General features: G+C 68.4%; 25 protein-coding genes. 18 read left to right on the forward strand and 7 right to left on the reverse strand.

Annotated elements, in window-relative coordinates:
* Positions 1-26 precede the first annotated feature (26 nt).
* The 3 genes from LXM88_RS21130 to LXM88_RS21140 are packed head-to-tail and all read left to right on the forward strand — an operon-like array spanning position 27 to position 1,701.
* Positions 27-959, forward strand: coding sequence for a hydroxymethylglutaryl-CoA lyase (locus tag LXM88_RS21130; protein WP_262537412.1), 933 nt, complete (start codon positions 27-29; stop codon positions 957-959).
* Positions 960-985: 26 nt separating this feature from the next.
* Complete coding sequence (locus tag LXM88_RS21135; RefSeq protein ID WP_262537414.1) at positions 986-1,492, forward strand: YbaK/EbsC family protein; 507 nt, start codon at positions 986-988, stop codon at positions 1,490-1,492.
* The gene (locus tag LXM88_RS21140; RefSeq protein WP_262537417.1) at positions 1,489-1,701 is read left to right on the forward strand and encodes a DUF1289 domain-containing protein; all 213 of its coding nucleotides are present in this window, start codon (positions 1,489-1,491) and stop codon (positions 1,699-1,701) included. The genes LXM88_RS21135 and LXM88_RS21140 overlap by 4 nt, the downstream gene beginning before the upstream one ends.
* A 245-nt stretch (positions 1,702-1,946) precedes the next feature.
* On the opposite strand, the gene LXM88_RS21145 is transcribed toward LXM88_RS21140, so the two are convergent.
* Positions 1,947-2,849, reverse strand: coding sequence for a DMT family transporter (locus LXM88_RS21145; RefSeq protein ID WP_262537419.1), 903 nt, complete (start codon positions 2,847-2,849; stop codon positions 1,947-1,949).
* Between the two features lie 112 nt (positions 2,850-2,961).
* On the opposite strand from LXM88_RS21145, the gene LXM88_RS21150 reads away from it, so the two are divergent.
* Positions 2,962-3,453, forward strand: a complete 492-nt coding sequence (locus LXM88_RS21150; RefSeq protein WP_047899190.1) for an Lrp/AsnC family transcriptional regulator — start codon at positions 2,962-2,964, stop codon at positions 3,451-3,453.
* Between the two features lie 30 nt (positions 3,454-3,483).
* Here LXM88_RS21150 and LXM88_RS21155 read toward each other — a convergent pair whose 3' ends face one another.
* The gene (locus LXM88_RS21155; protein ID WP_262537421.1) at positions 3,484-4,380 is read right to left on the reverse strand and encodes an alpha/beta fold hydrolase; all 897 of its coding nucleotides are present in this window, start codon (positions 4,378-4,380) and stop codon (positions 3,484-3,486) included.
* Positions 4,381-4,662: 282 nt separating this feature from the next.
* Between LXM88_RS21155 and LXM88_RS21160 the strand changes: the two genes are divergently transcribed.
* On the forward strand, positions 4,663-5,622 hold the full coding sequence (locus LXM88_RS21160; protein WP_262537423.1) for an NAD(P)H-dependent flavin oxidoreductase: 960 nt from the start codon (positions 4,663-4,665) through the stop codon (positions 5,620-5,622).
* Positions 5,623-5,728: 106 nt separating this feature from the next.
* On the opposite strand, the gene LXM88_RS21165 is transcribed toward LXM88_RS21160, so the two are convergent.
* From LXM88_RS21165 to LXM88_RS21175, 3 genes are all read right to left on the reverse strand, one after another.
* Positions 5,729-6,691, reverse strand: a complete 963-nt coding sequence (locus LXM88_RS21165; RefSeq protein WP_262537425.1) for a LysR family transcriptional regulator — start codon at positions 6,689-6,691, stop codon at positions 5,729-5,731.
* Between the two features lie 181 nt (positions 6,692-6,872).
* Complete coding sequence (locus LXM88_RS21170) at positions 6,873-7,949, reverse strand: porin (protein ID WP_262537427.1); 1,077 nt, start codon at positions 7,947-7,949, stop codon at positions 6,873-6,875.
* Between the two features lie 345 nt (positions 7,950-8,294).
* Positions 8,295-8,789 (reverse strand): peptide-binding protein, encoded by a 495-nt coding sequence (locus tag LXM88_RS21175; protein WP_262537430.1) that lies wholly within the window; start codon positions 8,787-8,789, stop codon positions 8,295-8,297.
* Between the two features lie 346 nt (positions 8,790-9,135).
* Here LXM88_RS21175 and LXM88_RS21180 point away from each other — a divergent pair, with 346 nt between their 5' ends.
* The 6 genes from LXM88_RS21180 to LXM88_RS21205 all read left to right on the forward strand — a co-directional run bounded on the left by LXM88_RS21180 (position 9,136) and on the right by LXM88_RS21205 (position 16,325).
* Complete coding sequence (locus tag LXM88_RS21180; RefSeq protein WP_262537433.1) at positions 9,136-10,170, forward strand: bile acid:sodium symporter family protein; 1,035 nt, start codon at positions 9,136-9,138, stop codon at positions 10,168-10,170.
* A 353-nt stretch (positions 10,171-10,523) separates the two neighbouring features.
* Positions 10,524-12,365: a phosphodiesterase gene (locus LXM88_RS21185; protein WP_262537435.1), complete on the forward strand. Its 1,842-nt coding sequence runs from the start codon at positions 10,524-10,526 to the stop codon at positions 12,363-12,365.
* 413 nt (positions 12,366-12,778) lie between these two features.
* Positions 12,779-13,801, forward strand: coding sequence for a LacI family DNA-binding transcriptional regulator (locus tag LXM88_RS21190; protein WP_262537436.1), 1,023 nt, complete (start codon positions 12,779-12,781; stop codon positions 13,799-13,801).
* Positions 13,798-15,078 (forward strand): AGE family epimerase/isomerase, encoded by a 1,281-nt coding sequence (locus LXM88_RS21195; protein WP_262537438.1) that lies wholly within the window; start codon positions 13,798-13,800, stop codon positions 15,076-15,078. Before LXM88_RS21190 ends, LXM88_RS21195 begins: the two co-directional genes overlap by 4 nt.
* Entirely contained in the window at positions 15,075-15,983 is a 909-nt protein-coding gene (locus LXM88_RS21200) for a carbohydrate kinase family protein (RefSeq protein ID WP_262537439.1), read from the forward strand. The genes LXM88_RS21195 and LXM88_RS21200 overlap by 4 nt, the downstream gene beginning before the upstream one ends.
* A 120-nt stretch (positions 15,984-16,103) precedes the next feature.
* Positions 16,104-16,325 carry a hypothetical protein gene (locus tag LXM88_RS21205; protein ID WP_096471929.1) on the forward strand — a complete coding sequence of 74 codons (222 nt, stop codon included), beginning with the start codon at positions 16,104-16,106 and terminating at the stop codon, positions 16,323-16,325.
* 25 nt (positions 16,326-16,350) lie between these two features.
* Here the strand turns inward: LXM88_RS21205 and LXM88_RS21210 are convergent, their stop codons facing one another.
* Together LXM88_RS21210 and LXM88_RS21215 are read right to left on the reverse strand one after the other, a co-directional pair.
* Positions 16,351-16,545 (reverse strand): DUF2905 domain-containing protein, encoded by a 195-nt coding sequence (locus LXM88_RS21210; protein WP_031399528.1) that lies wholly within the window; start codon positions 16,543-16,545, stop codon positions 16,351-16,353.
* A gap of 12 nt (positions 16,546-16,557) precedes the next feature.
* Positions 16,558-17,754 carry a class I SAM-dependent methyltransferase gene (locus LXM88_RS21215; RefSeq protein WP_262537450.1) on the reverse strand — a complete coding sequence of 399 codons (1,197 nt, stop codon included), beginning with the start codon at positions 17,752-17,754 and terminating at the stop codon, positions 16,558-16,560.
* A gap of 13 nt (positions 17,755-17,767) precedes the next feature.
* On the opposite strand from LXM88_RS21215, the gene LXM88_RS21220 reads away from it, so the two are divergent.
* From LXM88_RS21220 to LXM88_RS21250, 7 genes are all read left to right on the forward strand, one after another.
* On the forward strand, positions 17,768-18,511 hold the full coding sequence (locus LXM88_RS21220; protein WP_262537452.1) for an SDR family oxidoreductase: 744 nt from the start codon (positions 17,768-17,770) through the stop codon (positions 18,509-18,511).
* A gap of 77 nt (positions 18,512-18,588) precedes the next feature.
* Entirely contained in the window at positions 18,589-18,993 is a 405-nt protein-coding gene (locus tag LXM88_RS21225; protein WP_059521150.1) for a dihydroneopterin aldolase, read from the forward strand.
* Entirely contained in the window at positions 18,990-20,000 is a 1,011-nt protein-coding gene (ttcA, locus tag LXM88_RS21230; RefSeq protein ID WP_262537463.1) for a tRNA 2-thiocytidine(32) synthetase TtcA, read from the forward strand. Before LXM88_RS21225 ends, ttcA begins: the two co-directional genes overlap by 4 nt.
* A gap of 135 nt (positions 20,001-20,135) precedes the next feature.
* Positions 20,136-21,497 (forward strand): bifunctional UDP-N-acetylglucosamine diphosphorylase/glucosamine-1-phosphate N-acetyltransferase GlmU, encoded by a 1,362-nt coding sequence (glmU, locus tag LXM88_RS21235; protein ID WP_262537466.1) that lies wholly within the window; start codon positions 20,136-20,138, stop codon positions 21,495-21,497.
* Positions 21,498-21,552: 55 nt separating this feature from the next.
* Positions 21,553-23,370 (forward strand): glutamine--fructose-6-phosphate transaminase (isomerizing), encoded by a 1,818-nt coding sequence (gene glmS / locus LXM88_RS21240; RefSeq protein WP_262537468.1) that lies wholly within the window; start codon positions 21,553-21,555, stop codon positions 23,368-23,370.
* 130 nt (positions 23,371-23,500) lie between these two features.
* Positions 23,501-23,866, forward strand: a complete 366-nt coding sequence (locus LXM88_RS21245; RefSeq protein ID WP_262537471.1) for a type II toxin-antitoxin system RelE/ParE family toxin — start codon at positions 23,501-23,503, stop codon at positions 23,864-23,866.
* The gene (locus LXM88_RS21250) at positions 23,859-24,179 is read left to right on the forward strand and encodes a helix-turn-helix domain-containing protein (protein ID WP_034179231.1); all 321 of its coding nucleotides are present in this window, start codon (positions 23,859-23,861) and stop codon (positions 24,177-24,179) included. Before LXM88_RS21245 ends, LXM88_RS21250 begins: the two co-directional genes overlap by 8 nt.
* The last annotated feature ends 28 nt before the right edge of the window (positions 24,180-24,207 follow it).

Here is a 24,207-nt window from a genome sequence, read left to right on the forward strand (position 1 = left end):
CTACACCGAGATACCAGGAGACAACCATGACGTTCCCCACCGCCGTCAAGATCGTCGAAGTCGGCCCGCGCGACGGGCTGCAGAACGAGAAGACCTTCGTGCCGACCGACGTGAAGATCGCGCTCGTCGACCGGCTGTCGCGCGCCGGCTTCCGCAACATCGAGGCCGCATCGTTCGTGTCGCCGAAATGGGTGCCGCAGATGGCCGACGGCGCCGACGTCATGGCCGGCATCGAGCGCCGCGCGGGCACCGTGTACTCGGTGCTCACGCCGAACGTGAAGGGCTTCGAGAACGCGCTCGCCGCGCGCGCCGACGAAGTCGTGATCTTCGGCGCGGCGAGCGAGGCATTCTCGCAGCGGAACATCAACTGCAGCATCGCCGAGAGCATCGCGCGCTTCGAGCCCGTCGCGAAGGCCGCGAAGGATGCGGGCCTGCGGCTGCGCGGCAGCGTGTCGTGCACGCTCGGCTGTCCGTACCAGGGCGAGGTGCCGGTCGCGTCGGTCGTCGACGTCGTCGAACGCTTCGCGGCACTCGGCTGCGACGAGATCGACATCGCCGATACGATCGGCGTCGGCACGCCGAAGCGCACGCGCGAAGTGCTCTCTGCCGTCACGCGCGTGTTCCCGCGCGAACGCCTGTCGGGCCACTTCCACGACACCTACGGCCAGGCGCTCGCGAACATCTACGCGGCGCTGTTCGAAGGGATCGAGATCTTCCACGCGTCGGTCGCGGGCCTCGGCGGCTGCCCGTACGCGAAGGGCGCGACCGGCAACGTCGCGACCGAAGACGTGCTGTACCTGATGCAGGGCCTCGGCATCGACACGGGCGTCGATCTCGCGCAGGTGGTTGCCGCCGGCGACTTCATCTCTAACGCGATCGGCCGCACGAACGTGTCGCGCGCCGGTCGCGCGCTGCTCGCCAAGGCGCAGAGCGCGGACGACGCCGCGACCTGCGCCTGACCCCGGCATTCGATGGATTCCTCAACATGACGACACCCGCTTCATTCGAGTCCCTCCCCGATTCCGCGCGACGCGTCGCGCTGCTGCTGCGCGAGCGCGGCCATGCGAAAGGCATCGTGATGCTCGCCGAAACCGGCAAGACCTCGGCCGAGGCCGCGGCCGGTCTCGGCTGCTCGGTCGCGCAGATCGCGAAGTCGATCCTGTTTCGCCGGCAGTCGGACGGCGCGCCCGTGCTGGTGGTCGCGAGCGGCGTCAACCGCGTCGACGAGAAGAAGGTCGCCGCGCAGGTCGGTGCGGTGGGCCGCGCGGACGCGAAGTTCGTGCGCGACAACACCGGCTATGCGATCGGCGGCGTCTGCCCGATCGGCCATCTCGTCGAACCCGTCACGCTGATCGACGCCGATCTGCTCGAGCTCGACAGCCTGTGGGCCGCCGCCGGCCATCCGCACGCGGTGTTCAACCTGTCGCCGCACGAACTCGTGTCGCTGACGGGCGCGCCGGTCGCGGATGTCGCGTTGCGGGACCAAGCATGAGCGACGTGCCGGTGGCAGTGGTAGTCGGCACGGTCGCATCGCCGTGCACGGACGTCTGCAGGATCGATCCGCGCACCGACTGGTGCGCGGGCTGCCTGCGTACGCGCGGCGAGATCAAGGAGTGGCGTGCGTCGGACGACGACGCGAGGCGCGCGCTGCTCGCGCGGCTCGATGCGCGGCGACGCATGATCGCCGGCAGCGAAACATAAAAAAAAGCCGTTCAGCCTCACGGGCGAACGGCGTCGAGATCGGAATCCTGTGAACGTGATCAACGTCACAGCCCGCATCATACGAGCGACGCGGCCGCATCGCATCGGGTGTTTCCCTACAACTTCTTACAGCGTCTTTCGCGCGTGCGCACGGGCCCCTTTCGTGCGCAATCCTCGTTCCCGAAATCCGTACCCGGGGCGACCCGCGGCGGTGCCCCGTCGCGACGCCGAATCGTACGACCGTTTCAGTTGCCGACCGCCGCGCGACGCGCGGGCACGATGCGCCAGCCGAGGTTCACGCCGGCCGCCGCGAGCAGGATCAGCAGCGCGCCGAACACCTGCGTCCACGCGAGCGTCTGCCCGAACGCCACGCGATCGACGACGATCGCGACGACCGGATAGACGAACGACAGCGCGCCCGTCATCGCGGTCGGCAGCTTCTGGATCGCGCCGTACAGCAGCACATACATCAGGCCCGTGTTCACGACGCCGAGCACGACGAGGTCGAGCCATTGCCCGGCAGTCGCGGGCAGCGCATCGAAATGCGCGAACGGCGCGAGCAGCACGATGCCGAGGCCGGCCTGCAGCAGCGCGAGCAGATGCGGCGGCGTGCCCTTCAGGTGCTTCGTGACGATCGACGAGATCGCATACAGGAATGCCGCGCCAAGCGACAGCGCGACGCCTTCCAGATATTCGCCCGGCACCGCGAGCACGGCCGGCTCGACGCGCACCACGAAGACGAGCCCGGCGAACGCGAGTGCGAGCCACGCGACCGTCGACGCGGTGATCCGTTCGCGGAACACGATGGCGCCGAGCGCGACGAGCATGAACGGCTGCGTGTTGTAGACGGCGGTCGCCATCGAGATCGACGCGCGCGAATAGGCAGCGAACAGCAGCAGCCAGTTCGCGACGATCGCGACGCTGCCGAGCGCCGCGAGTGCGAGCATCCGCGGCGAGAACAGCGAGCGGCGCAGGAAGCCGAACGCGGCGCAGACGATCGCGAGCGTCGCGGCGCCGAACAGGCAGCGGAAGAACACGACGTTCGTCAGCGGCTGCCGCGACGACATCACGAGCCAGCCGATCGTGCCGGACATCAGCATCGCGACGACCATCTCGGCGGCGCCGCGGCGAATTTCATTCGAAGCCATCATGAACTCCGTTGATGAGAGTGGATGACTTCGATTCTAGAAACTTGCTTTCGCCGCAACCACGGCTAAACTGAAGCGAATCAGCCGATTTACCTTCGAAAGCAAAGCGATCATGCCGAAACGCCTTTCCCCACCCGCCGTCGCGTCGCTCGACGCGACCGACCGCGCAATCCTCGCGGCGCTGGCCGACGACGCGCGCATCGCGACCAGCGAGCTCGCGCGGCAGATCGGGCTGTCGGCGCCCGCGACCGCCGACCGCGTGCGGCGGCTCGAGGCGCAAGGCGTGATCGCCGCGTTCACCGTCGAGCTCGACCCGCGCGCGCTCGGCTACACGCTGCAGGCGATCGTGCGCGTGAAGCCGCTGCCGGGCCAGTTGCATCTCGTCGAGGAGTTGCTGCGGCGGATTCCCGAATTCGTCGAATGCGACAAGGTGACCGGCGAAGACTGCTTCATCTGCCGGCTCTACCTGCGCACGATCGAGCACCTCGACGACATCCTGTCGAAGGTGACGGAGCGCGCGGAGACGAGCACCGCGATCGTGAAATCGACGCCCGTGCCGCGCCGCCTGCCGCCGCTCGTCGAGGACGACAACGCGCACCGCTGAGCGGACGGCCCGTGCCGCCCGCTCACGCCCTTATGCGGCCGGGTCGCGCGCCTCGAAGAACGCGAGCAGTTCGTCGATCAACGCGACGGGCGCCTCTTCCGGAATGTAGTGCCCGCATTCGAGCGCGCGGCCGCTGACGTCGCGTGCGACGCGGCGCCATTCGTCGAGCGGATCGAAGCAGCGGCCGACGATCCCGTGCTCGCCCCACAACACGCGCAGCGGACACGCGACCTTGTTGCCGCGCTCGAGATCCGCACGGTCGTGCTCGAGGTCGATCGTCGCCGATGCGCGGTAGTCCTCGCACATCGCGTGCACGGCGCCCGGCTGCGCGAGCGCGGCGCGGTACACGTCGAGCGCCTCGGGCGCGAACGGCGCGAGCCCGGCGGACCGGTTGCCCATCACGCGCTCGATGTACGCATCGGTATGCGCGCCGATCAGCGTCTCGGGCAGCGGCTCCGGCTGGATCAGGAAGAACCAGTGGAAATACGCGGTCGCGAACGCGCGGTCGGTCTTCTCGTACATCGCGAGCGTCGGCGCGATGTCGAGCAGCATCATCCGCTCGACGGCGTCCGCGTGATCGAGCGCGAGCCGGTGCGCGACACGCGCGCCGCGATCGTGAGCGCACACATGGAACTGCTCGAAACCGAAATGCCGCATCACGGCGACCTGATCGGCCGCCATCGCCCGTTTCGAATACGGCACGTGCTGCGCGTCGCTCGGCGGCCGGCCCGATGCGCCGTATCCGCGCAGGTCGGTGGCGATCACCGTGAAGTGATTCGCGAGCGTCGCGGCAACGCGATGCCAGATCATGTGGGTTTGCGGATGCCCGTGCAGCAACAGAAGGGGCGGACCCGCGCCGCCTTTGACACCGAAGATGTCGGTGTCCTGCACCGTCACGCGAAACGGTGCAAACGCCTCAAACGACATGGTTTATTTCTCGTTGGTTTGTTATGGCGGCTATTTTAGGAGCGCTCGCGCGTCTGCAGAGCGGGTCAACCGCCAGAATCCGTAGAAAGAGAACACTCACTCGATTGCCGCCACACCGCGCATTTTGTTAAGCTCGCGTAGAATCGCACGACCGTTCGTATTAATCTCGACGAACGACTTCGTCCGCAGCTACACTCGAATCACCGTTCGACCGCAAAGCATGGTGTCGGTATCGGCGCGACCGCGCCGGCGCCGGCCCTCCCTGGAGACTGGAGACATCACATGGCATTGCCCACCGTCCTGCAGAACCTGACGCTGCCCGTCATCGCATCGCCGATGTTCATCGTCAGCTACCCCGAACTCGTGCTCGCGCAATGCAAGGCGGGCATCGTCGGTTCGTTCCCCGCGCTCAACGCCCGCCCGGCCGAACTGCTCGACGAGTGGCTCACGCAGATCCAGTCCGAACTCGCCGACCACCAGGCGAAGCATCCCGATGCGGTGATCGGCCCGATCGCGGTCAACCAGATCGTCCACCAGTCGAACGCGCGGCTCGAGCACGACGTGCGCGTCTGCGTCGAGCACAAGGTGCCGATCTTCATCACGAGCCTGCGCGCGCCGGCACGCGAGATCGTCGACGCGGTGCACAGCTACGGCGGCATCGTGCTGCACGACGTGATCAACCTGCGCCACGCGCAGAAGGCGCTCGAAGCCGGCGTCGACGGGCTGATCCTCGTCGCGGCCGGCGCGGGCGGCCACGCGGGCACGACGTCGCCGTTCGCGCTCGTCGGCGAAGTCCGCAAGATCTTCGACGGTCCGATCGTGCTGTCCGGCTCGATCGCGAACGGCGGCTCGATCCTCGCCGCGCAGGCGATGGGCGCCGATTTCGCGTACATGGGCACGCGCTTCATCGCGACGCAGGAAGCGCACGCGGTCGAGGACTACAAGCGCGCGATCGTCAACGCGAAATCCTCGGACATCATCTACACGAACCTCTTCACCGGCGTGCACGGCAACTACATCCGCGAGAGCATCGAGAAAGCAGGCCTCGATCCGGAAGCGCTGCCGGAATCCGACAAGACGAAGATGAATTTCGGCGGCGACAAGACGAAGGCGTGGAAGGACATCTGGGGCGCCGGCCAGGGTGTCGGCCTGATGGACGACCTGCCGAGCGTGGGCTCGCTCGTCGAGCGTCTGAAGCGCGAGTACGACGAAGCAAAGGCGCGGCTCGGCATCACACGCTGACGGATGCGGCGGTCATTGCCGCCGCAAATACCGTCGGACAAAACAAAAAGCGCGAACCGCTGCGGTTCGCGCTTTTTTTATCGCCCGCCGCGGCGGGACGCGCGGCTCAGCCCGTGCGCTTGATTCGCGTGATCGGCAGCACGCGCAGGCGCGCTTCGATCGACGGGCACAGCGACTGCCCTTCGAAACGCGCCGCGAGGAAATCGACGAACGAACGCACCTTCGCGGACACGTGACGGCGGCTCGCGTAGACCGCATAGATCGGCGCCTCGTGCGGCGGCACCGAATCGAGCAGCACCGGTACGAGCCGGCCGGATTCGAGGTCGTCGCCGACCACCTCGGTGCCGAGCAGCGCGATGCCCGCGCCCGCGAGCACGGCCGCCCGCAGCCCTTCGAGATGGTTCACGATCAGGTTGCCGTTGAGGGTCACGCGCGACGCGGCGGCCGCGTCGATCACGAGCGAGTCGAGCATCGTCGAATTCGAATCGCGCCGCAGGTAGTTGTGGTGCGCGAGATCGGCGATCGTCTCGGGCGTGCCGTGCTTGTCGAGATACTCGGGCGACGCGACGAGCAGGATGTGCGCGGTCGCGATCTGCCGCGCGACCAGCGACGACGATTTCAATCCGTTCGGCGCCGCGCGCACCGCGACGTCGTAGCCTTCCTCGATCAGGTCGACCACGCGATCGGACAGCGTCATGTCGACGGTCACGTCCGGGAACTTGCCCGCGTAATCGGTGACGGCCTGCATCACGTGCCGCAGCCCGAACGCGGACAGCGACGTCACGCGCAGGCGGCCCTGCGGCACCACGCTCGCGGCGCCGACGGCCTGCCCGGCTTCGTCGAGTTCGGACAGCGCCTGCACCAGGCGCTCGTAATATTCGCGTCCCGCCTCGGTAGGCGCGACGCGTCGTGTCGTGCGATGCAGCAGCCGCGCGCCGAGCTGCTGCTCGAGATGCATCACGTGCTTGCTCGCCATCGCAGCCGACATCTGCATGCGCTCGGCCGCGCCGACGAAGCTGCCCACTTCGACGACGTAGCGAAACACATTCATGCTGACGAGGGTATCCATCGAACTAGCTCGTAATGACGGGGGAATGGTCCAATTACGAGATAGGGTAACAAAGGCGAGGAAACAGAAAGGTCAACAAAGGCAAAACGGCGCCGCGGTTGGCGGCGCCGTTTCGGGCGGGAAAACATGCAGCCGGAACGCGTGATTTTCGCGCGGCCGGCGCACCGAGCGCGCGTGCGCGTCAGAACTTCGCGCGGATGCCTGCGCCGAACGTGTTGCCGGTCGACAGGCCGCTGATGTGGTCGTTCATGTATGCGGCGTAGACGTCCGTGCGCTTGGACAGCGGATAGTCGTAGCCGACGGCCCAGGTCTGGCGCGTCTGGTCGAGGCCGCCGGCATCGCGCGAATACGCGTACGACGCCATTGCGTTGCCCACGCCGAGCGGCACCGACACGCCGCCTTGCGCGGTGTTCACGTGCCAGCTGCCCGCGACCTGGTCATTCTTCGTATACATGTACTGGCCGAACAGCTTCACGAGCTTCAGGTCGTAGGTCGCGCCGACCAGCGCGATGCCCTGGCTCTTCATCCCGGTAACGAGCGCGCTCAGGTCCTGCGGGCCGTTGTTGAAGTTCACGTACTGATACATCGCCGTCGCCGCGAACGGGCCGTTCGCATAGTTGAACTGCGCGCTCCACTTCTTCGAGCGGTTGTCGCCGGCCTGGTTGCCGAGCGCGTACATCGCGCCGAAATTCAGGCCACCGAACGACGGCGACGTATACGACACCGCGTTGTTCCAGCCCGAATCGCCGACCGCACCCTGGTCGCTCGGATAGGTCGGGAACGTGCCGAGGCCGAGGAACACGTGGTACACCATCGGCGAGAAGGTGTACGAATCGTAGAACGGGTTGAACAGGATCGTCGACAGGAACAGGTGCGTCGTCAGGCGGCCTGCCGTCACCGTGCCGTACGGCGAGCTGATGCCGACGTACGCGTTGCGGGCGAAGAACGTGTCGCCCTGGAAGCGGCCGAACTGGCCGTTCTGCGCGCGGAAGAAGCTTTCCAGCGTGAAGATCGCCTTGTAGCCGTTGCCCAGATCCTCTGCGCCGTGCAGGCCCCAGTAGGACGTCGACATCCCGCCGCCCGACACGTTCCATGCGCGATTGCCGCCGGGGAACTTGGTTGCGCCGACCCATTCGTCGACCTGACCGTAGAGCGACACGCTCGACTGCGCATGGACGGGAGCGGTGGCCGCCACGCAGGCGGCTGCGGCGATCAGCTTGACGGACGTGCGCGACGCACGGCGAGCGAATGCATTCATGGGATCTCCAGGTTTTGTCGAATAGTCGAAAAGTGGCGCGAGCGTTGTTTTATGGAGCCGAGTGCTTGCGTCGTATGGGGCGCAGCCATCTTTGCGGATCATTCGTCCGGTCAAAAATGCGCACGCTTATTGCTGGTATAGCGGCAGCATTAACTTTGCCGAATCGAACCATGGCGGGACGGGTGTCGGCGACCCGGCGCGAACGCAGCCGCGCGGCCGGACGGCGGCGTGGCATATGCGTGCCGGGCGCGAAAGATAGCGCAATGCAGCAGGAAAATCAGCGGAAATCTGCGCGCGACTGTGGCGAATCCGCATCAGCCGGCGGGGGGACGAGCGCGCGGGCGCTCAGTTTCGGTAGAACGGGGAGAAATACGGCGAGTGTGCAGGCTCTTCCTGCGAGCGGGGCGGCGGCATCGGACGGCCGCCGCGTTCCTCGTTGTAGCGCGCGACGTCGGCGCGGATCGAACCGGCGCGCAGCGGCACGTTGCCGCCGCCCGGCGGGCGCGGCACCTGGCGCGCATCGGCGCTGATCGGGCGATACGGGCTTTGCGCGGCGTAATGGCCGTACGACGGCGTCGGCCGCAGCCCCCAGCGGGAACCGTAGCTGCTCACGCCGCCGGCGCGTGCACCGGCGGGGGGCGGCATGCGCCGCCAGACGGGCATGCCACCGGGCCCGCCGCCAGCCGGCTGACCGTACGCGCGCATCTCGCCGCCACCGAAGCCGCGGCCGCCGAACTCATGACCGCCGTGTGGCGGCTGCGCGAGCGCGAGCGGCATCAGCAGCGCGCCGAGCACGCCTGCCACCCATCGTCCGATCTTCCGTTTCACCCGTTCCGTCATCGTTCAGTGCCCGTCCATGCCTGCCGCCAGCTCCTTTCGGCCGACGCAAGGCTTTCAGCAGTAATTTATGAGCCGCCCGAAACCGTGTCGAGCCCAAAAGTGTTAGGTCGCCGGCATCGGTGTAACACCATGTTACTGCTAGTTTTTTTCACTTCAGGGCGCGAACGCGGCAGAACATTCTTCTGCCGTTTTGCGCATGGCCGGGCGGGCGCGATGGCCGCCGTTGCATGCAATCGATTCATCAATCGATTCTCACAATGAATTTGTGTAGTGAATGGCCAACCGGGACAATAGCGCCATCCGCGCGCGCGGCGCGCGCCTCCGTCGTTTCCGAATCGAGTTCCCGATGGCCCGCCCCCGTTTTCTCCCCGACAACTTCACGCTCGCGCTCGTCGGCACCGTCGTGCTGGCGAGCTTCCTGCCCTGCCGCGGCCCGGCCGCCCACGCGTTCAACTGGGCGACCAACATCGCCGTCGGCCTGCTGTTCTTCCTGCACGGCGCGAAGCTGTCGCGCGAGGCGGTGGTCGCCGGCGCGACCCACTGGCGGCTGCACGCGGTCGTGCTGCTCAGCACGTTCGCGCTGTTCCCGCTGCTCGGCCTCGCGCTGAAACCCGTGCTGCAGCCGCTCGTCACGCCGGCGCTTTATGCGGGCGTGCTGTTCCTGTGCACGCTGCCGTCGACGGTCCAGTCGTCGATCGCATTCACGTCGATCGCGAAGGGCAACGTGCCGGCCGCCGTGTGCGCTGCATCGGCGTCGAGCCTGCTCGGGATCTTCGTCACGCCGGCGCTCGTCGGGCTGATGATCACGTCGCAGTCGGCGGCCGCCGCGTCGCCGTGGAGCACCGTCGGCAGCATCGTGATGCAACTGCTCGTGCCGTTCATCGCCGGCCAGTTGCTGCGCCCCGTGATCGGCGGCTGGATCGAACGCAACCGCGGCGTGCTGCGCTTCGTCGACCAGGGCTCGATCCTGCTCGTCGTCTACGTTGCGTTCAGCGAGGCCGTCAACGAGGGCCTGTGGCACCAGATCCCGGCGCGCGCGCTCGGCGGCCTGCTGGTCGCCAACCTCGTGCTGCTCGCGATCGCGCTGCTGCTGACCGCGTTCGTCAGCAAGCGGCTCGGCTTCAACCGGGCCGACCAGATCACGATCATCTTCTGCGGATCGAAGAAGAGCCTCGCGGCCGGCGTGCCGATGGCGAAGGTGATCTTCTCGGCGAACGCGGTCGGCGCGATCGTGCTGCCGCTGATGCTGTTCCACCAGATCCAGCTGATGGCGTGCGCGGCGCTCGCACAGCGCTGGGGTGCGCGCGACATGAGCGGCGAGCGCGACGGGCAGGACGGCTCGGCGGCGGCACCCGGCGCGCTGAGCGCGGGCAAGCGCTGACGGGAGCGGAGGCGGGACGGTAAGGGGGTGGCCTTCCGCCTTCCGCCTTCCGCCTTCCGCCTTCCGCCTTCCGCCTTCCGCCTTCCGCCTTCCGCTTTCCGCTTTCCGCTTTCCGCTTTCCGCTTTCCGCTTTCCGCTTTCCGCTTTCCGCTTTCCGCTTTCCGCTTTCCGCTTTCCGCTTTCCGCTTTCCGCTTTCCGCTTTCCGCCTCACGCTCCCCGCCTTCCGAACGCGCACCGCTGCGCGCCCGACGCGATGCACCATCAGCGCCCATCGCGTCATCAAATCTTCATTCAATTCCCCGCGAGCGGTGCCGTTAAGCCGGACGTCCCGTCGATTCGGCTGCCCTCGCCCATGCCCGCGCTCCACTCCGACTCCGCTGCTGCCAGTACCGCGCGCCTGATCGCGGATCGCGCGCTCGCGGCCGTTTTCCAGCCGATCGTCGATCTCGGGTCGGGGACGGTCGTCGGCTACGAAGGACTGATACGCGGCCCGCGCGGCACCGACCTCGAGGCGCCCGCCGCGCTGTTCGCGCAGGCTGCGCGCGAAGGCGCGACCATCGCGCTCGAACAGGCCGCCGCGCTCACCTGTCTCGACGCATTCGCGGCGCTCGACTGCGACGGCAAGCTGTTCCTCAATTTCAGCGCCGGCACGATCCTGCAGCTCGCCAGCGAACGCGAGCGCGCGCGTCAGTTTCTCGGCCGCGCGCAAATCGGCGCCGAGCGCATCGTGATCGAGCTGACCGAGCAGAACGCGATACCGGATGTCACGCACATCGGGCCGGCGGTCGCGTCGCTGCGCGACGCCGGCATCCAGTTCGCGCTCGACGACTACGGCACCGCGAACGCGAGCATGAACCTGTGGCTGCGCCTGCATCCGGACGTCGTGAAGATCGACCGCTTCTTCATCCACGACATCGCGCGCGACCCGCTCAAGTTCGAGGCCGTGAGGGCGATGCAGCACTTCGCGCAGGCGAGCGGCGCGCAACTGATCGCGGAAGGCATCGAGAACGAGTGCGACCTGCTCGTCGTGCGCGACATGGGGATCTGTTGCGTGCAGGGCTTCCTGCTCGGCCGGCCGAACGCGCAGCCGTCGCGGGTCGTCGCGCCGGCCGCGCGCGATGCGATCCGCGCGCCGCACATCGCGGTGTTTCCCGGCGCGACGCGCACCGTGCGGCCGGCCGGCACGATCGCCGCGAAGATGCTCGTCCCCGCACCGCCGCTGCCGCGCAACGCGACCAGCAACGACGTGCTCGACCTGTTCAACCGGATGCCCGACCTGCACGCAGTCGCGCTCGTCGAACGCGGGCGGCCCGTCGCGCTCGTGAATCGCCGCGGCTTCATCGACCGCTTCGCGCTGCCGTATCACCGCGAGGTGTTCGGGAAGAAGCCGTGCCTGCAGTTCGCGAACGATGCGCCGCTGATGATCGACAACGCGACGACGGTCGAGCAGCTCGCGATGCTGCTTGCGAGCCACGACCAGCGCTATCTCGCGGACGGCTTCGTGATCACCGAACACGGCCGCTACGTCGGGCTCGGCACCGGCGAAAGCCTCGTGCGCGCGGTGACCGAGATGCGCATCGAGGCCGCGCGCTACGCGAACCCGCTGACGTTCCTGCCCGGCAACATTCCGATCAGCGCGCATATCGACCGCCTGCTCCAGCGCGACGCCGGTTTTCATGCGTGCTACGTCGACCTGAACCAGTTCAAGCCGTTCAACGACCAGTACGGCTACTGGCAGGGCGACGAGGTGCTGAAGTTCGCCGCGACGGTGCTGGCGGGCGTGTGCGACCCGCAGCGCGACTTTCTCGGGCACGTCGGCGGCGACGATTTTCTCGTGCTGTTCCAGCGCGACGACTGGCACGTGCGCGCGACCGACGCGATCGCGCGCTTCAACGAAGGCGCGCAGCGCTTCTACACGCAGGCCGACCGGCACGCAGGCGGGCTGCGCGGCGAGGACCGCCACGGCAACCCGGCGTTCTTCGGCTTCGTGACGATGGCGATCGGCGCGGTCGGCGTGCCGGCCGGCGCGCATGGCGCTCAGCGCTACGGCAGCGACGAGATCGCTTCGGTTGCAGCGCTCGCGAAGCGGCGCGCGAAACAGCGGCCGGGCGGGCTCGCGGTCGTCGATCTCGATGCGGGCCGCGCCGCGCTGCGCAATCGCGGCGAACCGTCGGCCGCGGCGGCGGTGGACTGAGCAGCAGGCAATCGTCGAGCGCGGAGACGGCTGCGCTCCGTGCCACGGGGACGGCCGTCCGCCCGTCAACCGGCCGAATCGTTGCGCTTCGGCTTCCGGCCGTCCGCGCGGGCCGCCGGGCCCGCTGCGCGGACGCTCGCGGCGAGGCCCGCTTTCCTGCCTCTTTCCCGCCTCTTTCCCGCCTCTTTCCCGCCTCTTTCCGCCCCTTTCCCGCCATCCGCCCGCGCCGCCGGTCACCCGCACGGCCACCTTGCCTTTTTCGCATTTTGTTTAGTATTTTTAGTAACGGCGTTTTCGCAGATTAGCGCCTAAAGAGCCGCTATTCGCGGGTATTCCCCGGCTATCCGGCCCGAATTCCGCGAAGTGTTTTACTATACAATCGCTTTCACCCTAAACAAACCGGACCCCGAACGATGGGCACCACCATTCGCGATGTCGCGCGGGCGGCAGAGGTCTCGATCGGCACCGTCTCCCGCGCGCTGAAAAACCAGCCGGGCCTGTCGGAAGCAACGCGTGCGCGCATCGTCGAGATCGCGCAGCAGCTCGGCTACGATCCCGCGCAGTTGCGGCCGCGCATCCGCCGGCTCACCTTCCTGCTGCACCGCCAGCACAACCGCTTTCCCGCGAGCCCGTTCTTCTCGCACGTGCTGCACGGCGTCGAGGACGCGTGCCGCGAGCGCGGCATCGTGCCGACGCTGCTCACGGTCGGCCCGAACGACGACGTGCTGCGCCAGATGCGCCCGCACGCGCCCGACGCGATCGCGGTCGCCGGCTTCATCGAACCCGAGACGATCGAGGCGCTCGCCGCCACCGGCCGGCCGCTGGTGCTGATCGACCTGTGGGCGCCCGGGCTGCGCTCGGTCAATATCGACAACGCGACGGGCGCGGCACTCGCGATGCGCCACCTGCTCGCCACCGGCCGCTCGCGGATCGCGTTCATCGGCGGCTCGCCCGCGCACTACAGCATCGCGCAGCGTGCGATCGGCTACCGGCGCGCATTCTTCGAGGCCGGGCGGCTGTTCGATCCCGCGTACGAAGTGACGATCGACGCGGGGCTCGACCCGGACACCGGCGCCGCGCGCGCGATGGAGCAACTGCTCGACGCGCCGGGCCCGCGCCCCGAAGCCGTCTTCGCGTACAACGACGCGGCCGCGCTGGCCGCGCAGCGTGTGTGCACCGCGCGCGGCCTGCGGATTCCGGACGACATCGCGATCGTCGGCTTCGACAACATCCCGGCCGCCGCGCACGCGAGCCCGCCGCTCACGACGCTCGCGGTCGACAAGGAAGCGCTCGGCCGCCGCGGCGTCGAGCTGCTGCTCGCCGAAGCGCCCGAGCGCACCGAGATTTCCCTGCCCGTCGAGCTGATCGTGCGGGCCAGCAGCCAGCCCGCCGGCTCCCCGGCACTCGATACCGCCACGGTCACCGAAGAATCATGAACATGCCCCCGGTCCAACCCTGCACGGCCGCGCCGGCCAACCACACGCAAGCCGCGCCGTTCGTCGCGAGCTTCCGCGATCCGTCGTTCCTGCTGTCGCACATCGAGGACACGCTGCGCTTCTACGCGACGAACGCGTTCGACCCGACCGGCGGCTTCTATCACTACTTCCGCGACGACGGCAGCATCTACAACCGCACGTCGCGCCACCTCGTCAGCAGTTGCCGGTTCGTCTTCAACTACGCGATGGCGTACCGGCATTTCGGCGATCCGCGTCACCTCGAGTACGCGCGCCACGGGCTGCGCTTCCTGCGCGACGCGCACTGGGACGACGAACTGCAGGGCTACGACTGGGAACTCGACTGGCGCGACGGCGCGAAGCGCGCGACGCTCGACGGCGCGCGCCACTGCTACGGGCTCGCGTTCGTGCTGCTCGCGGCCTCGCACGCGACGATGGCCGGCATCGACGAGGCGCGCCCGCTGATCGCGGCGACCTACGAGCTGGCCGAGCACCGCTTCTGGGATGCGGCCGCGGGCCTGTATGCGGACGACGCGACGCCGAACTGGATCGTGTCGTCGTACCGCGGCCAGAACGCGAACATGCACATGACGGAAGCGCTGCTCGCGGCCTACGAGGCGACCGGCCACCTCACGTACCTCGATCGCGCGGAAAAGCTCGCAAGCCACGTCACGCAGCGCCAGGCCGCGCTGTCGGGCGGGCTCGTGTGGGAGCACTACCATGCGGACTGGTCGGTCGACTGGGACTACAACAAGGAAGACAGTTCGAACATCTTCCGTCCGTGGGGCTTCCAGCCCGGGCACCAGACCGAATGGGCGAAGCTGCTGCTGATCCTCGAGCGGCACCGCCCGCTCGACTGGCTCGTGCCGCGCGCGGCCGAGCTGTTCGACGCGGCGCTCACGCATGCGTGGGACACCGATCACGGCGGCCTGTACTACGGCTTCGGCCCCGACTTCACGATCTGCGACCACAACAAGTACTTCTGGGTGCAGGCGGAAACCTTCGCGGCGGCCGCGATGCTCGGCGCACGCACCGGCAGCGAACGCTTCTGGGACTGGTACGACGAGATCTGGCGCTATGGCTGGGCGCACTTCGTCGATCACCGCTACGGCGCGTGGTACCGGATCCTCACCTGCGACAACCGCAAGTACAGCGACGAGAAGAGCCCGGCCGGCAAGACCGACTATCACACGATGGGCGCGTGCTACGACGTGCTCGCGACCCTCGCGCGCGCGACACGCAGCGAGCCGACGCAATGAGCGGCGGCACGTTTCCGGCTTTCGTGTCGGCGGGCGACATCCTGACCGACATGGTGCGCGCGGGCGATGCGCAGTGGACGTCGGTGCCGGGCGGCGCCGGCTGGAACGTCGCGCGCGCGGTCGCGCGGCTCGGCGTGCCGAGCGCGCTCGCGGGCTCGATCGGCGAGGACTGCTTCTCCGATGTGCTGTGGCGCACGAGCGAAGCGGCCGGACTCGACCTGCGCTTCCTGCAGCGCGTCGCACGGGCGCCGCTGCTCGCGATCGTCCACGAGACGCGCCCGCCCGCGTATTTCTTCATCGGCGAAGCGAGCGCCGATCTCGCGTTCGATCCCGCGCGGCTGCCGGCCGGCTGGACCGACCACGTGAAATGGGCGCATTTCGGCTGCATCAGCCTCGTGCGCGAACCGCTCGCGGGCACGCTGGCCGCGCTCGCGGCCGACCTGCACGCGCGCGGCGTGAAGATCAGCTTCGATCCGAACGTCCGGAACCTGATGACGCCCGCGTACCGGCCGACGCTGGAGAAGATGGCGGCCCTCGCCGACCTGATCAAGGTGTCCGACGAGGACTTGCGGCACCTGTTCGGCGGCGACGGTCCCGACGCAGTCGCGGCGGTGCGCGCGCTGAACCCGCGCGCGGCCGTGCTCGTCACGCGCGGCGCGCAGGCGGCGACGCTCCATGCGGACGGCGACGTGCACGAGGCCAGCCCGCCGCGCGTCGAGGTGGCCGACACCGTCGGCGCGGGCGATGCGTCGATCGGCGGCATGCTGTTCAGCCTGATGGCCGCGCCGCAGCGACCGTGGCGCGAGCATCTCGCGTTCGCGCTGGCGGCGGGCGCCGCCGCATGCCGGCACACGGGCGCGCACGCGCCGACGCTCGACGAGGTCGTCGCACTGATCGAGGGTTGATCGAGGGCCGACCGAACGTTGCCCGGGCGCTGCCCGGACGTCGTTCGGTCACCGATAAGCGGCGCTGTACATGCTGCGCCGCAGTGCTACGATGAAGTGTCCTTTTGCGGGAGAGGCACGATGGACACCAACACGTTCACGAAAGGCATCTACACGGCCAAGGCGCATACCCAGCATTCGGCCAACGGGCAATTCCAGGGTTACGTGATCCTCGCGCGGGACGACGGAGACGACACCGAGAACACGCGCTACGACGTCCACTCGACGAGCCCCAGCGAGGAAGAAGCGTTCGACGAGGCGAAGGCGCTCGCGCACCGGATCCTCGGCGAGATCGAGCTGTAACGCGCACCGCGCTGTTCGGCGCGGCTCAGAGCAGCCGCGCCACCATCGATACCAGCATCGTCAGCACCAGCGTCGACATGAACGGGAACGGGTAACGCCGCCCGCCGAGCGTCAGCGTGACGTCGCCCGGCATCCGCCCGATGCCGAGCTTGCCGAGCCACGGCCAGCAGCGCGTCAGGATCATCACCGCGACGAACGACGTCATCAGCCAGCGCAGCATGCCAAGCCCCCGTCAGAGCGCGTGCGAGCGGTCGCCGCGCGCGAACGCGTCGAGCGTGCCGTCGATGCCGCGCGAGAACGCGATCACCTTGAACAGCTCGCCCATCTCGGCTTCCGAGATCAGCTTCTGCACCGCGTTCGCGGCCGGCAGGAACTGCCGGATCTCCGACGGGTCGATCGCGGCCAGCGCGTCGGTGATGCCCGCATTCAGCAGGAAGCGCGCCTGCGACGTGTAGCCGAGCAGGTCGGCGCCGGCGGCGATGGCCGCGTCGTAGATGCCGGTGAATTCGACGTGCGCGGTGATGTCCTGCAGGCCCGGGTACAGGAACGGGTCGTCGTGCGCGTGGTGGCGGTAGTGGCACATCAGCGTGCCGCGGTCGCGCTGCGGATGGTAGTACTCGTGCGCGGGAAAGCCGTAGTCGACCAGCAGCACCGCGCCGCGCGCGAGCATCGTGCAGACGGTGCGCGTGAACGCCAGCGCGGCCTCGTGCGTCTCGGTCACGTAACCGTCGGCGACATCGGCGGCAAGCCCCGCGAGCACCGGCGGCTGGCTGGCCGGCGCGGCCGGCCGGTCCTCGAACACGAACGCGTGCCGCGCGTCGAGCGCGACGCCGCGCTCGTGCCATGCGCCGTCCGCCTTCGCGAACAGCCGCACCGGCATCGCATCGAGCACCTCGTTGCCGACCACGACGCCTTCGAACCGCTCGGGCAGCGCGTCGAGCCAGCGCACCTTCGCGGCGAGCGCCGGCGCGGCGGCTTCGATCGTGTCGCGCTGCCGTTCGCGCAGCTCGCCGGACAGGTCGACGATCAGGTATTCGTCGAGTTCGGCACCCAGCGCGTCGAGCGCCGCGAGCAGCCCGGCCGCGAGCTTGCCCGTGCCGGCGCCGAATTCCATCACGCGGCGCGTGCCGCTCGCCGCGAGCGCTTCGGCGAGCGGCTGCGCGAGCGTCTGCGCGAACAGCGGCGACAGCTCGGGCGCGGTGACGAAGTCGCTGCCGTCGTCGGCGCGGCGCCCGAACTTGCGCGCGCCGCCGCTGTAATAACCGAGGCCGGGCGCATACAGCGCGCGCTCCATGAAGCGGTCGAACGGCAGCCAGCCGCCGGCCGCCGCGATCTCGTCGCGCAGTTGTGCGGCAAGGGTTTCGGACTGCGCGAGCGCGTCAGGGCCGGGAGCAGGTAAACTAGCGGGTTCGTGAGCTTTCGGGTTCATCCCGGCATTGTAAATGACCGTTTCAGCCGATACGTCGACCCTGCGCGTGGTGCTCGTCGCGGGCGCCCTGGGCAGCGCGGCCGACGCCGCGTCGATCGGCCGTGCGCTCGCGACGGGATTTGCACGCCGCGGCTGGGACGTCGCGCTGCAGCGCAGCCACGGTGCGCCGCGCGCGGCCGCCGATGCGATCGTCGCCGAAGTCGCGGCGCTCGGCCGTCGCGCGGCCGTACTCGACGCCGATCTGGCCCTGGAAACTGATGCAGCCGCGCTCGTCGCCGCGTGCGGCGCGGCGCTCGGCCGGCCCGCGTGCGCGGTGTTCGTGAGCGCCAGTGCGGGCGCCGACGACGTGCACACGGTGGACGGCGCGTCGCTCGCCGGCGCGCTCGCGCGCAACGTGACGGCGCCGCTCGCGCTGGCCCGCGCGCTCGCCGACGCGACGCCCGACGCCGCACGCGAGCACGAAGCGCTGCGCGCGTGCGCGATCCACGTGCTGGACCAGGCGCTGTTGCACCCGGCGCCGGCGCAGTTGTCGCACGCGCTGATGCAGGCCGCGCTGAACCGCGCGACGTCTGCGCTGGCGCTGGCGCTCGCGCCGAAGGTGCGGGTCGCGGCGCTGGTGCGCGGCCACGCGGCGCACGCCGACGACATCGCGGCGGCCGCCTGCTATCTCGCGAGCGCGCCCGGCGTCACGGGCGCGACGCTGACCGTCGACGGCGGCGAGCACCTCGTGCCGCCCGCCGCCGGCCCGAATGAATGAACCGCGCGGGCGCGCGGCCTGATTGCCGCCGCCCGCGCCGCTTTGCGTGCGCGCACGCCAATTTGACTGGGACGACCATGTTTTCCGCTCTCCTGCACCCCCGCCTCGCGGATTGCCGCAGGCTCTACCTGCGCGATTACGAGGTGCACATCAACATCGGTGCCTTCGAACACGAGAAGCGCGGCGAGCAGCGCGTCGTCATCAACGTCGACCTGTTCGTGCCGCTCGCGCTGTCCACCCCCGTCGACGACCGGCTGCATGAAGTCGTCGACTACGACCTGATGAAGCAGAGCGTCGCGCAATGCGTGGCGCGCGGCCACATCCACCTGCAGGAAACGCTGTGCGACGCGATCGCCGCGCACCTGCTGGCGCACGACGCCGTGCGCGCGGTACGCGTCTGTACCGAGAAACCGGACGCCTATCCGGACTGCGACGCCGTCGGCGTCGAAGTCTTTCGCATCAAGGACGAGGAGCGCGCATGAACGCCCCCCACATGAATGACACGGCGGCCGACGCCGCCACCCTCGACGCGACCGCCGCCCCGGCCGGCCGCCAGGCGCTGACGCGCCGCGAGCAGAAGGAAGCGTACGAGAACAACAAGCTGTTCAAGCGGATCGTGCGCCAGGTCGGCCAGGCGATCGGCGACTACAACATGATCGAGCACGGCGACAAGGTGATGGTCTGCCTGTCGGGCGGCAAGGACAGCTACGCGATGCTCGACGTGCTGCTGCGCCTGCGCGAGCGCGCGCCGATCGACTTCGACATCGTCGCGGTGAACCTCGACCAGAAGCAGCCGGGTTTCCCCGAGCACGTGCTGCCCGAATACCTGAAGCAGGTCGGCGTGCCGTTCCATATCGAGAACCAGGACACCTACAGCATCGTCAAGCGGCTCGTGCCCGAAGGCAAGACGACCTGCTCGCTGTGCTCGCGGCTGCGCCGCGGGATCCTGTACCGCGTGGCCGGCGAGCTCGGCGCGACCAAGATCGCGCTCGGCCACCACCGCGACGACATCGTGCAGACGCTGCTGCTCAACATGTTCTACGGCGGCAAGCTGAAGGGAATGCCGCCGAAGCTGCAGTCGGACGACGGCAAGAACATCGTGATCCGCCCGCTCGCGTACGTGAAGGAAACCGATCTCGAGAAATACGCGGAGCTGCGCGAATTCCCGATCATCCCGTGCAACCTGTGCGGCAGCCAGCCGAACCTGAAGCGCGCGGAAATGAAGGCGCTGATCCGCGAATGGGACAAGCGCTTCCCGGGTCGCGTCGAGAACATGTTCAACGCGCTCGCGAAGGTCGTGCCGTCGCACCTGATGGACACCACGCTGTTCCCGTTCACGTCGCTGCGCGCGACAGGCGTTGCCGATCCGCACGGCGACATCGCGTTCGACGAGGAACCGTGCGCGTCGGGCGACGACGCAGCGGCGCCGGGCGCCGCCCAGCCGATCGCGGCCCGGCCAATCTCGATCGTCCAGTTCGACGACCTGTAAGCGGGGTCGGAAGACCCGCCGGAACGGGGCGCCAGCCGCCCTTTCCGGCGCCGCCGCGCCCGCGCGGCGGGCCCGGAACGGCGGGGGCCGCATGCTAAAATGGACGGCTTCGAACTCCTCTGACAAGCTGGCGCCATGAATATCGTGATTTTGGCGGCAGGCACCGGCAAGCGCATGCGTTCCGCGCTGCCGAAAGTGCTTCACCCCCTGGCCGGCAGGCCGCTCCTCTCCCACGTCATCGACACCGCGCGCACGCTGCAGCCGTCCCGGCTCGTCGTCGTCGTCGGTCACGGCGCCGAGCGGGTCCAGGCGGCCGTCGCCGCGCCCGACGTCCAGTTCGCGGTGCAGGCCGAGCAGCTCGGCACCGGCCACGCGGTGCGCCAGGCGCTGCCGCTCCTCGATCCCGCCCAACCGACGCTCGTGCTGTACGGCGACGTGCCGCTCACCCGTGCGTCGACGCTGCGGCGTCTCGTCGACGCCTCGCGCGACGGCCGCTACGGGATTCTGACCGTCACGCTCGACGATCCGACCGGCTATGGCCGCATCGTGCGCGACACAGCCGGCTTCGTCACGCGCATCGTCGAACAGAAGGACGCGTCGCCGGAAGAGCTGAAGATCGCCGAGATCAACACCGGCATCATCGTCACGCCCACGGCCCAGCTGTCGATGTGGCTCGGCGCGCTGAAGAACGAAAACGCGCAGGGCGAGTACTACCTGACCGACGTCGTCGAGCTCGCGATCGAGGCCGGTTTCGAGGTCGTCACCGCGCAGCCCGACGACGAATGGGAAACGCTCGGCGTGAACAGCAAGGCGCAGCTTGCCGAGCTCGAGCGCATTCACCAGCGCAATGTCGCGGAAGCGCTGCTCGTCGACGGCGTCACGCTCGCCGATCCGGCGCGCATCGACGTGCGCGGCACGCTGCGCTGCGGCCGCGACGTGTCGATCGACGTGAACTGCGTGTTCGAAGGCAACGTGACGCTCGCCGACAACGTGACGATCGGCGCGAACTGCGTGATCCGCAACGCGTCGGTCGGCGCCGGCACGCGCATCGACGCGTTCACGCACATCGACGGCGCCGAGCTCGGCGCGAACACGGTGATCGGCCCGTACGCGCGGCTGCGCCCCGGCGCGCAGCTCGCGGACGAAGCGCACGTCGGCAACTTCGTCGAGGTGAAGAACGCGGTGATCGGCCACGGCTCGAAGGCGAACCACCTCACGTACATCGGCGACGCCGACATCGGCTCGCGCGTAAACATCGGCGCGGGCACGATCACCTGCAACTACGACGGCGCGAACAAGTTCCGCACCGTGATCGAGGACGACGTGTTCGTGGGCTCCGACACGCAGCTCGTCGCGCCCGTGCGCGTCGGCCGCGGCGTGACGATCGCCGCCGGCACGACGATCTGGAAGGACGTCGCCGACGGCCTGCTCGTGTTGAACGAGAAGACCCAGACCACGAAGAGCGGCTACGTCCGCCCGGTCAAGAAGAAAAGCTGAACCCTTTGCGGGCGCCCCGACGGCGCCCGCGTCGACTTACAGGATTGACCCATTCATGTGCGGCATTGTCGGCGCAGTTGCGCAGCGTAATATCGTTCCGGTGCTGATCGAAGGATTGCGGCGCCTCGAATACCGTGGCTACGACTCGTGCGGCGTCGCCGTGCTCGAGCCGGGCGCACCGAAGCGCGCGCGCAGCGTCGCGCGCGTCGCCGATCTCGACGCGCAGGTGCGCGAATCGCACCTCGAAGGCACGACCGGCGTCGCGCACACGCGCTGGGCGACGCACGGCGCGCCCGTCACGCACAACGCGCACCCGATCTTCTCGTCGAACGCGCTCGCGCTCGTCCACAACGGCATCATCGAGAACTTCGAGCCGCTGCGCGAAGCACTGCGCGCGAAGGGCTACGAATTCGTGTCGCAGACCGACACCGAAGTGATCGCGCACCTCGTGCACAGCCTGTATCGCGGCAACCTGTTCGACGCGGTGCGCGAAGCCGTGCAGCAGTTGCACGGCGCGTATGCGATCGCCGTGATCCACAAGGACCAGCCGCACACCGTCGTCGGCGCGCGCCAGGGTTCGCCGCTCGTCGTCGGCCACGGCGACGGCGAGAACTTCCTCGCGTCCGATGCGCTCGCGCTCGCGGGCAGCACCGACCGCTTCACGTTCCTCGAGGAAGGCGACGTGTGCGAGCTGTCGCTCGACGGCGTGAAGATCGTCGACCGCCACGGCGCGACCGTGCAGCGCGAGATCCGCGTCGTCAGCGCATACGGCGGCGCGGTCGAGCTGGGCCCGTATCGCCACTTCATGCAGAAGGAAATCTTCGAGCAGCCGCGCGCGATCAGCGATACCGTGCCGCAGACCGACGCGTTCGACGCGACGCTGTTCGGCGACGCCGCGCCCGCCGCGTTCGCGGACATCGGCAGCCTGCTGATCCTCGCGTGCGGCACGAGCTACTACTCGGGCCTCACCGCGAAGTACTGGCTCGAATCGATCGCGAAGATCCCGACCCAGGTCGAGATCGCGAGCGAGTACCGGTATCGCGAGTCGGTGCCGAACCCGCGCCAGCTCGTGCTCGTGATCTCGCAGTCGGGCGAGACGGCCGACACGCTCGCGGCGCTCAAGCATGCGCAGTCGCTCGGCCACACGCATACGCTCGCGGTCTGCAACGTCGCGACGAGCGCGATGGTGCGCCTGACCGAAATGCAGTTCCTGACGCACGCGGGCACCGAGATCGGCGTCGCATCGACGAAGGCGTTCACGACGCAGCTCGTCGCGCTGTTCGTGCTGGCCGCGACGCTCGGCAAGCTGCGCGGGCACGTCGACGCTGCGCAGGAAGCCGAATTCCTGAAGCAGTTGCGCCACCTGCCGGCCGCACTGAACAGCGTGCTCGCGCTCGAGCCGCAGATCATCGCGTGGTCGGAGGAATTCGCGCGCAAGGAAAACGCGCTGTTCCTCGGCCGCGGGCTGCACTACCCGATCGCGCTCGAAGGCGCGCTGAAGCTGAAGGAAATCTCGTACATCCACGCCGAGGCCTATCCGGCCGGCGAACTGAAGCACGGGCCGCTCGCGCTCGTCACGGAAGCGATGCCGGTCGTCACGGTCGCGCCGAACGACACGCTGCTCGAGAAGCTGAAGTCGAACATGCAGGAAGTGCGTGCGCGCGGCGGCGAGCTGTATGTGTTCGCCGATGCCGATACGCAGATCGTCAACGACGACGGCCTGCACGTGATCCGGATGCCGGAACACTACGGGCAGTTGTCGCCGATCCTGCACGTCGTGCCGCTGCAACTGCTCGCGTATCACACCGCGTGCGCGCGCGGCACCGACGTCGACAAGCCGCGAAACCTCGCGAAATCGGTGACGGTGGAGTAACGCAGGACGACCGGGAGGGCCCCCGCCGGGCCGTCCCGGCCGCGTATCGACGCGAAGCAGGCCATTCGGCCAGGTCGAAATATGTACCACGTAGTGGTATATAATCCTGTGCAAACTCGACCGGCCCGACATGCCTGCTTCCGTACGACGCGTCTTCAAGACGAAGTGGTTTCACAAGGCAGCCAGAAAAGCAGGAATCGCCGATGCCGAACTCTGCCGCGCCGCGTTGGAACTGGCACGCGGCCAGGGCGTCGAGCTCGGCGGCAACGTCTGGAAAATGCGCCTGGACGGTAATCGGCAGCGCGGGATCGTGCTGAGCAAGGTCGGGCAGGCGTGGTTTTTCGTGTTCCTGTTCGCGAAACGCGACAGGGACGACATCGACGAACGCGAACTGCGCGCCTTCAGAAAGCTCGCCGCGGATGTCGGGCGCCGCACCGACGCCGATATCGCGACGCTGATCGCACTGAAAGAGCTTGTGGAGATTTGCAATGGCTAAGAGTCGATTCAAGAGCGACGCAACCGAGGCGATCCACAGCGCCGCGTCGGGCCTCTATCGCGCGAACCTGATCGACAAGAAAACGATGCGCGAATACGACGATCTCTGCATCGAAGCCGCCCCGCAGTTCGATCCGCAAGCGATCGCCCGCATCCGCAAATCCGTCAACGTCAGCCAGAGCGTGTTTGCGCTCTACCTGAACACGACAACATCGACGATCCGCCAATGGGAACAGGGCGACAAACGGCCGAGCGGCATCGCCGCGCGGATGCTCCAGATCGTCGAGAAACACGGGCTCGAGGTGTTCTCCTGAGCCGGCTTCCCCGAATGCGCATGAGCGG

This window comes from Burkholderia sp. S-53 (assembly GCF_025560745.1).
Lineage (GTDB): Bacteria > Pseudomonadota > Gammaproteobacteria > Burkholderiales > Burkholderiaceae > Burkholderia > Burkholderia pyrrocinia.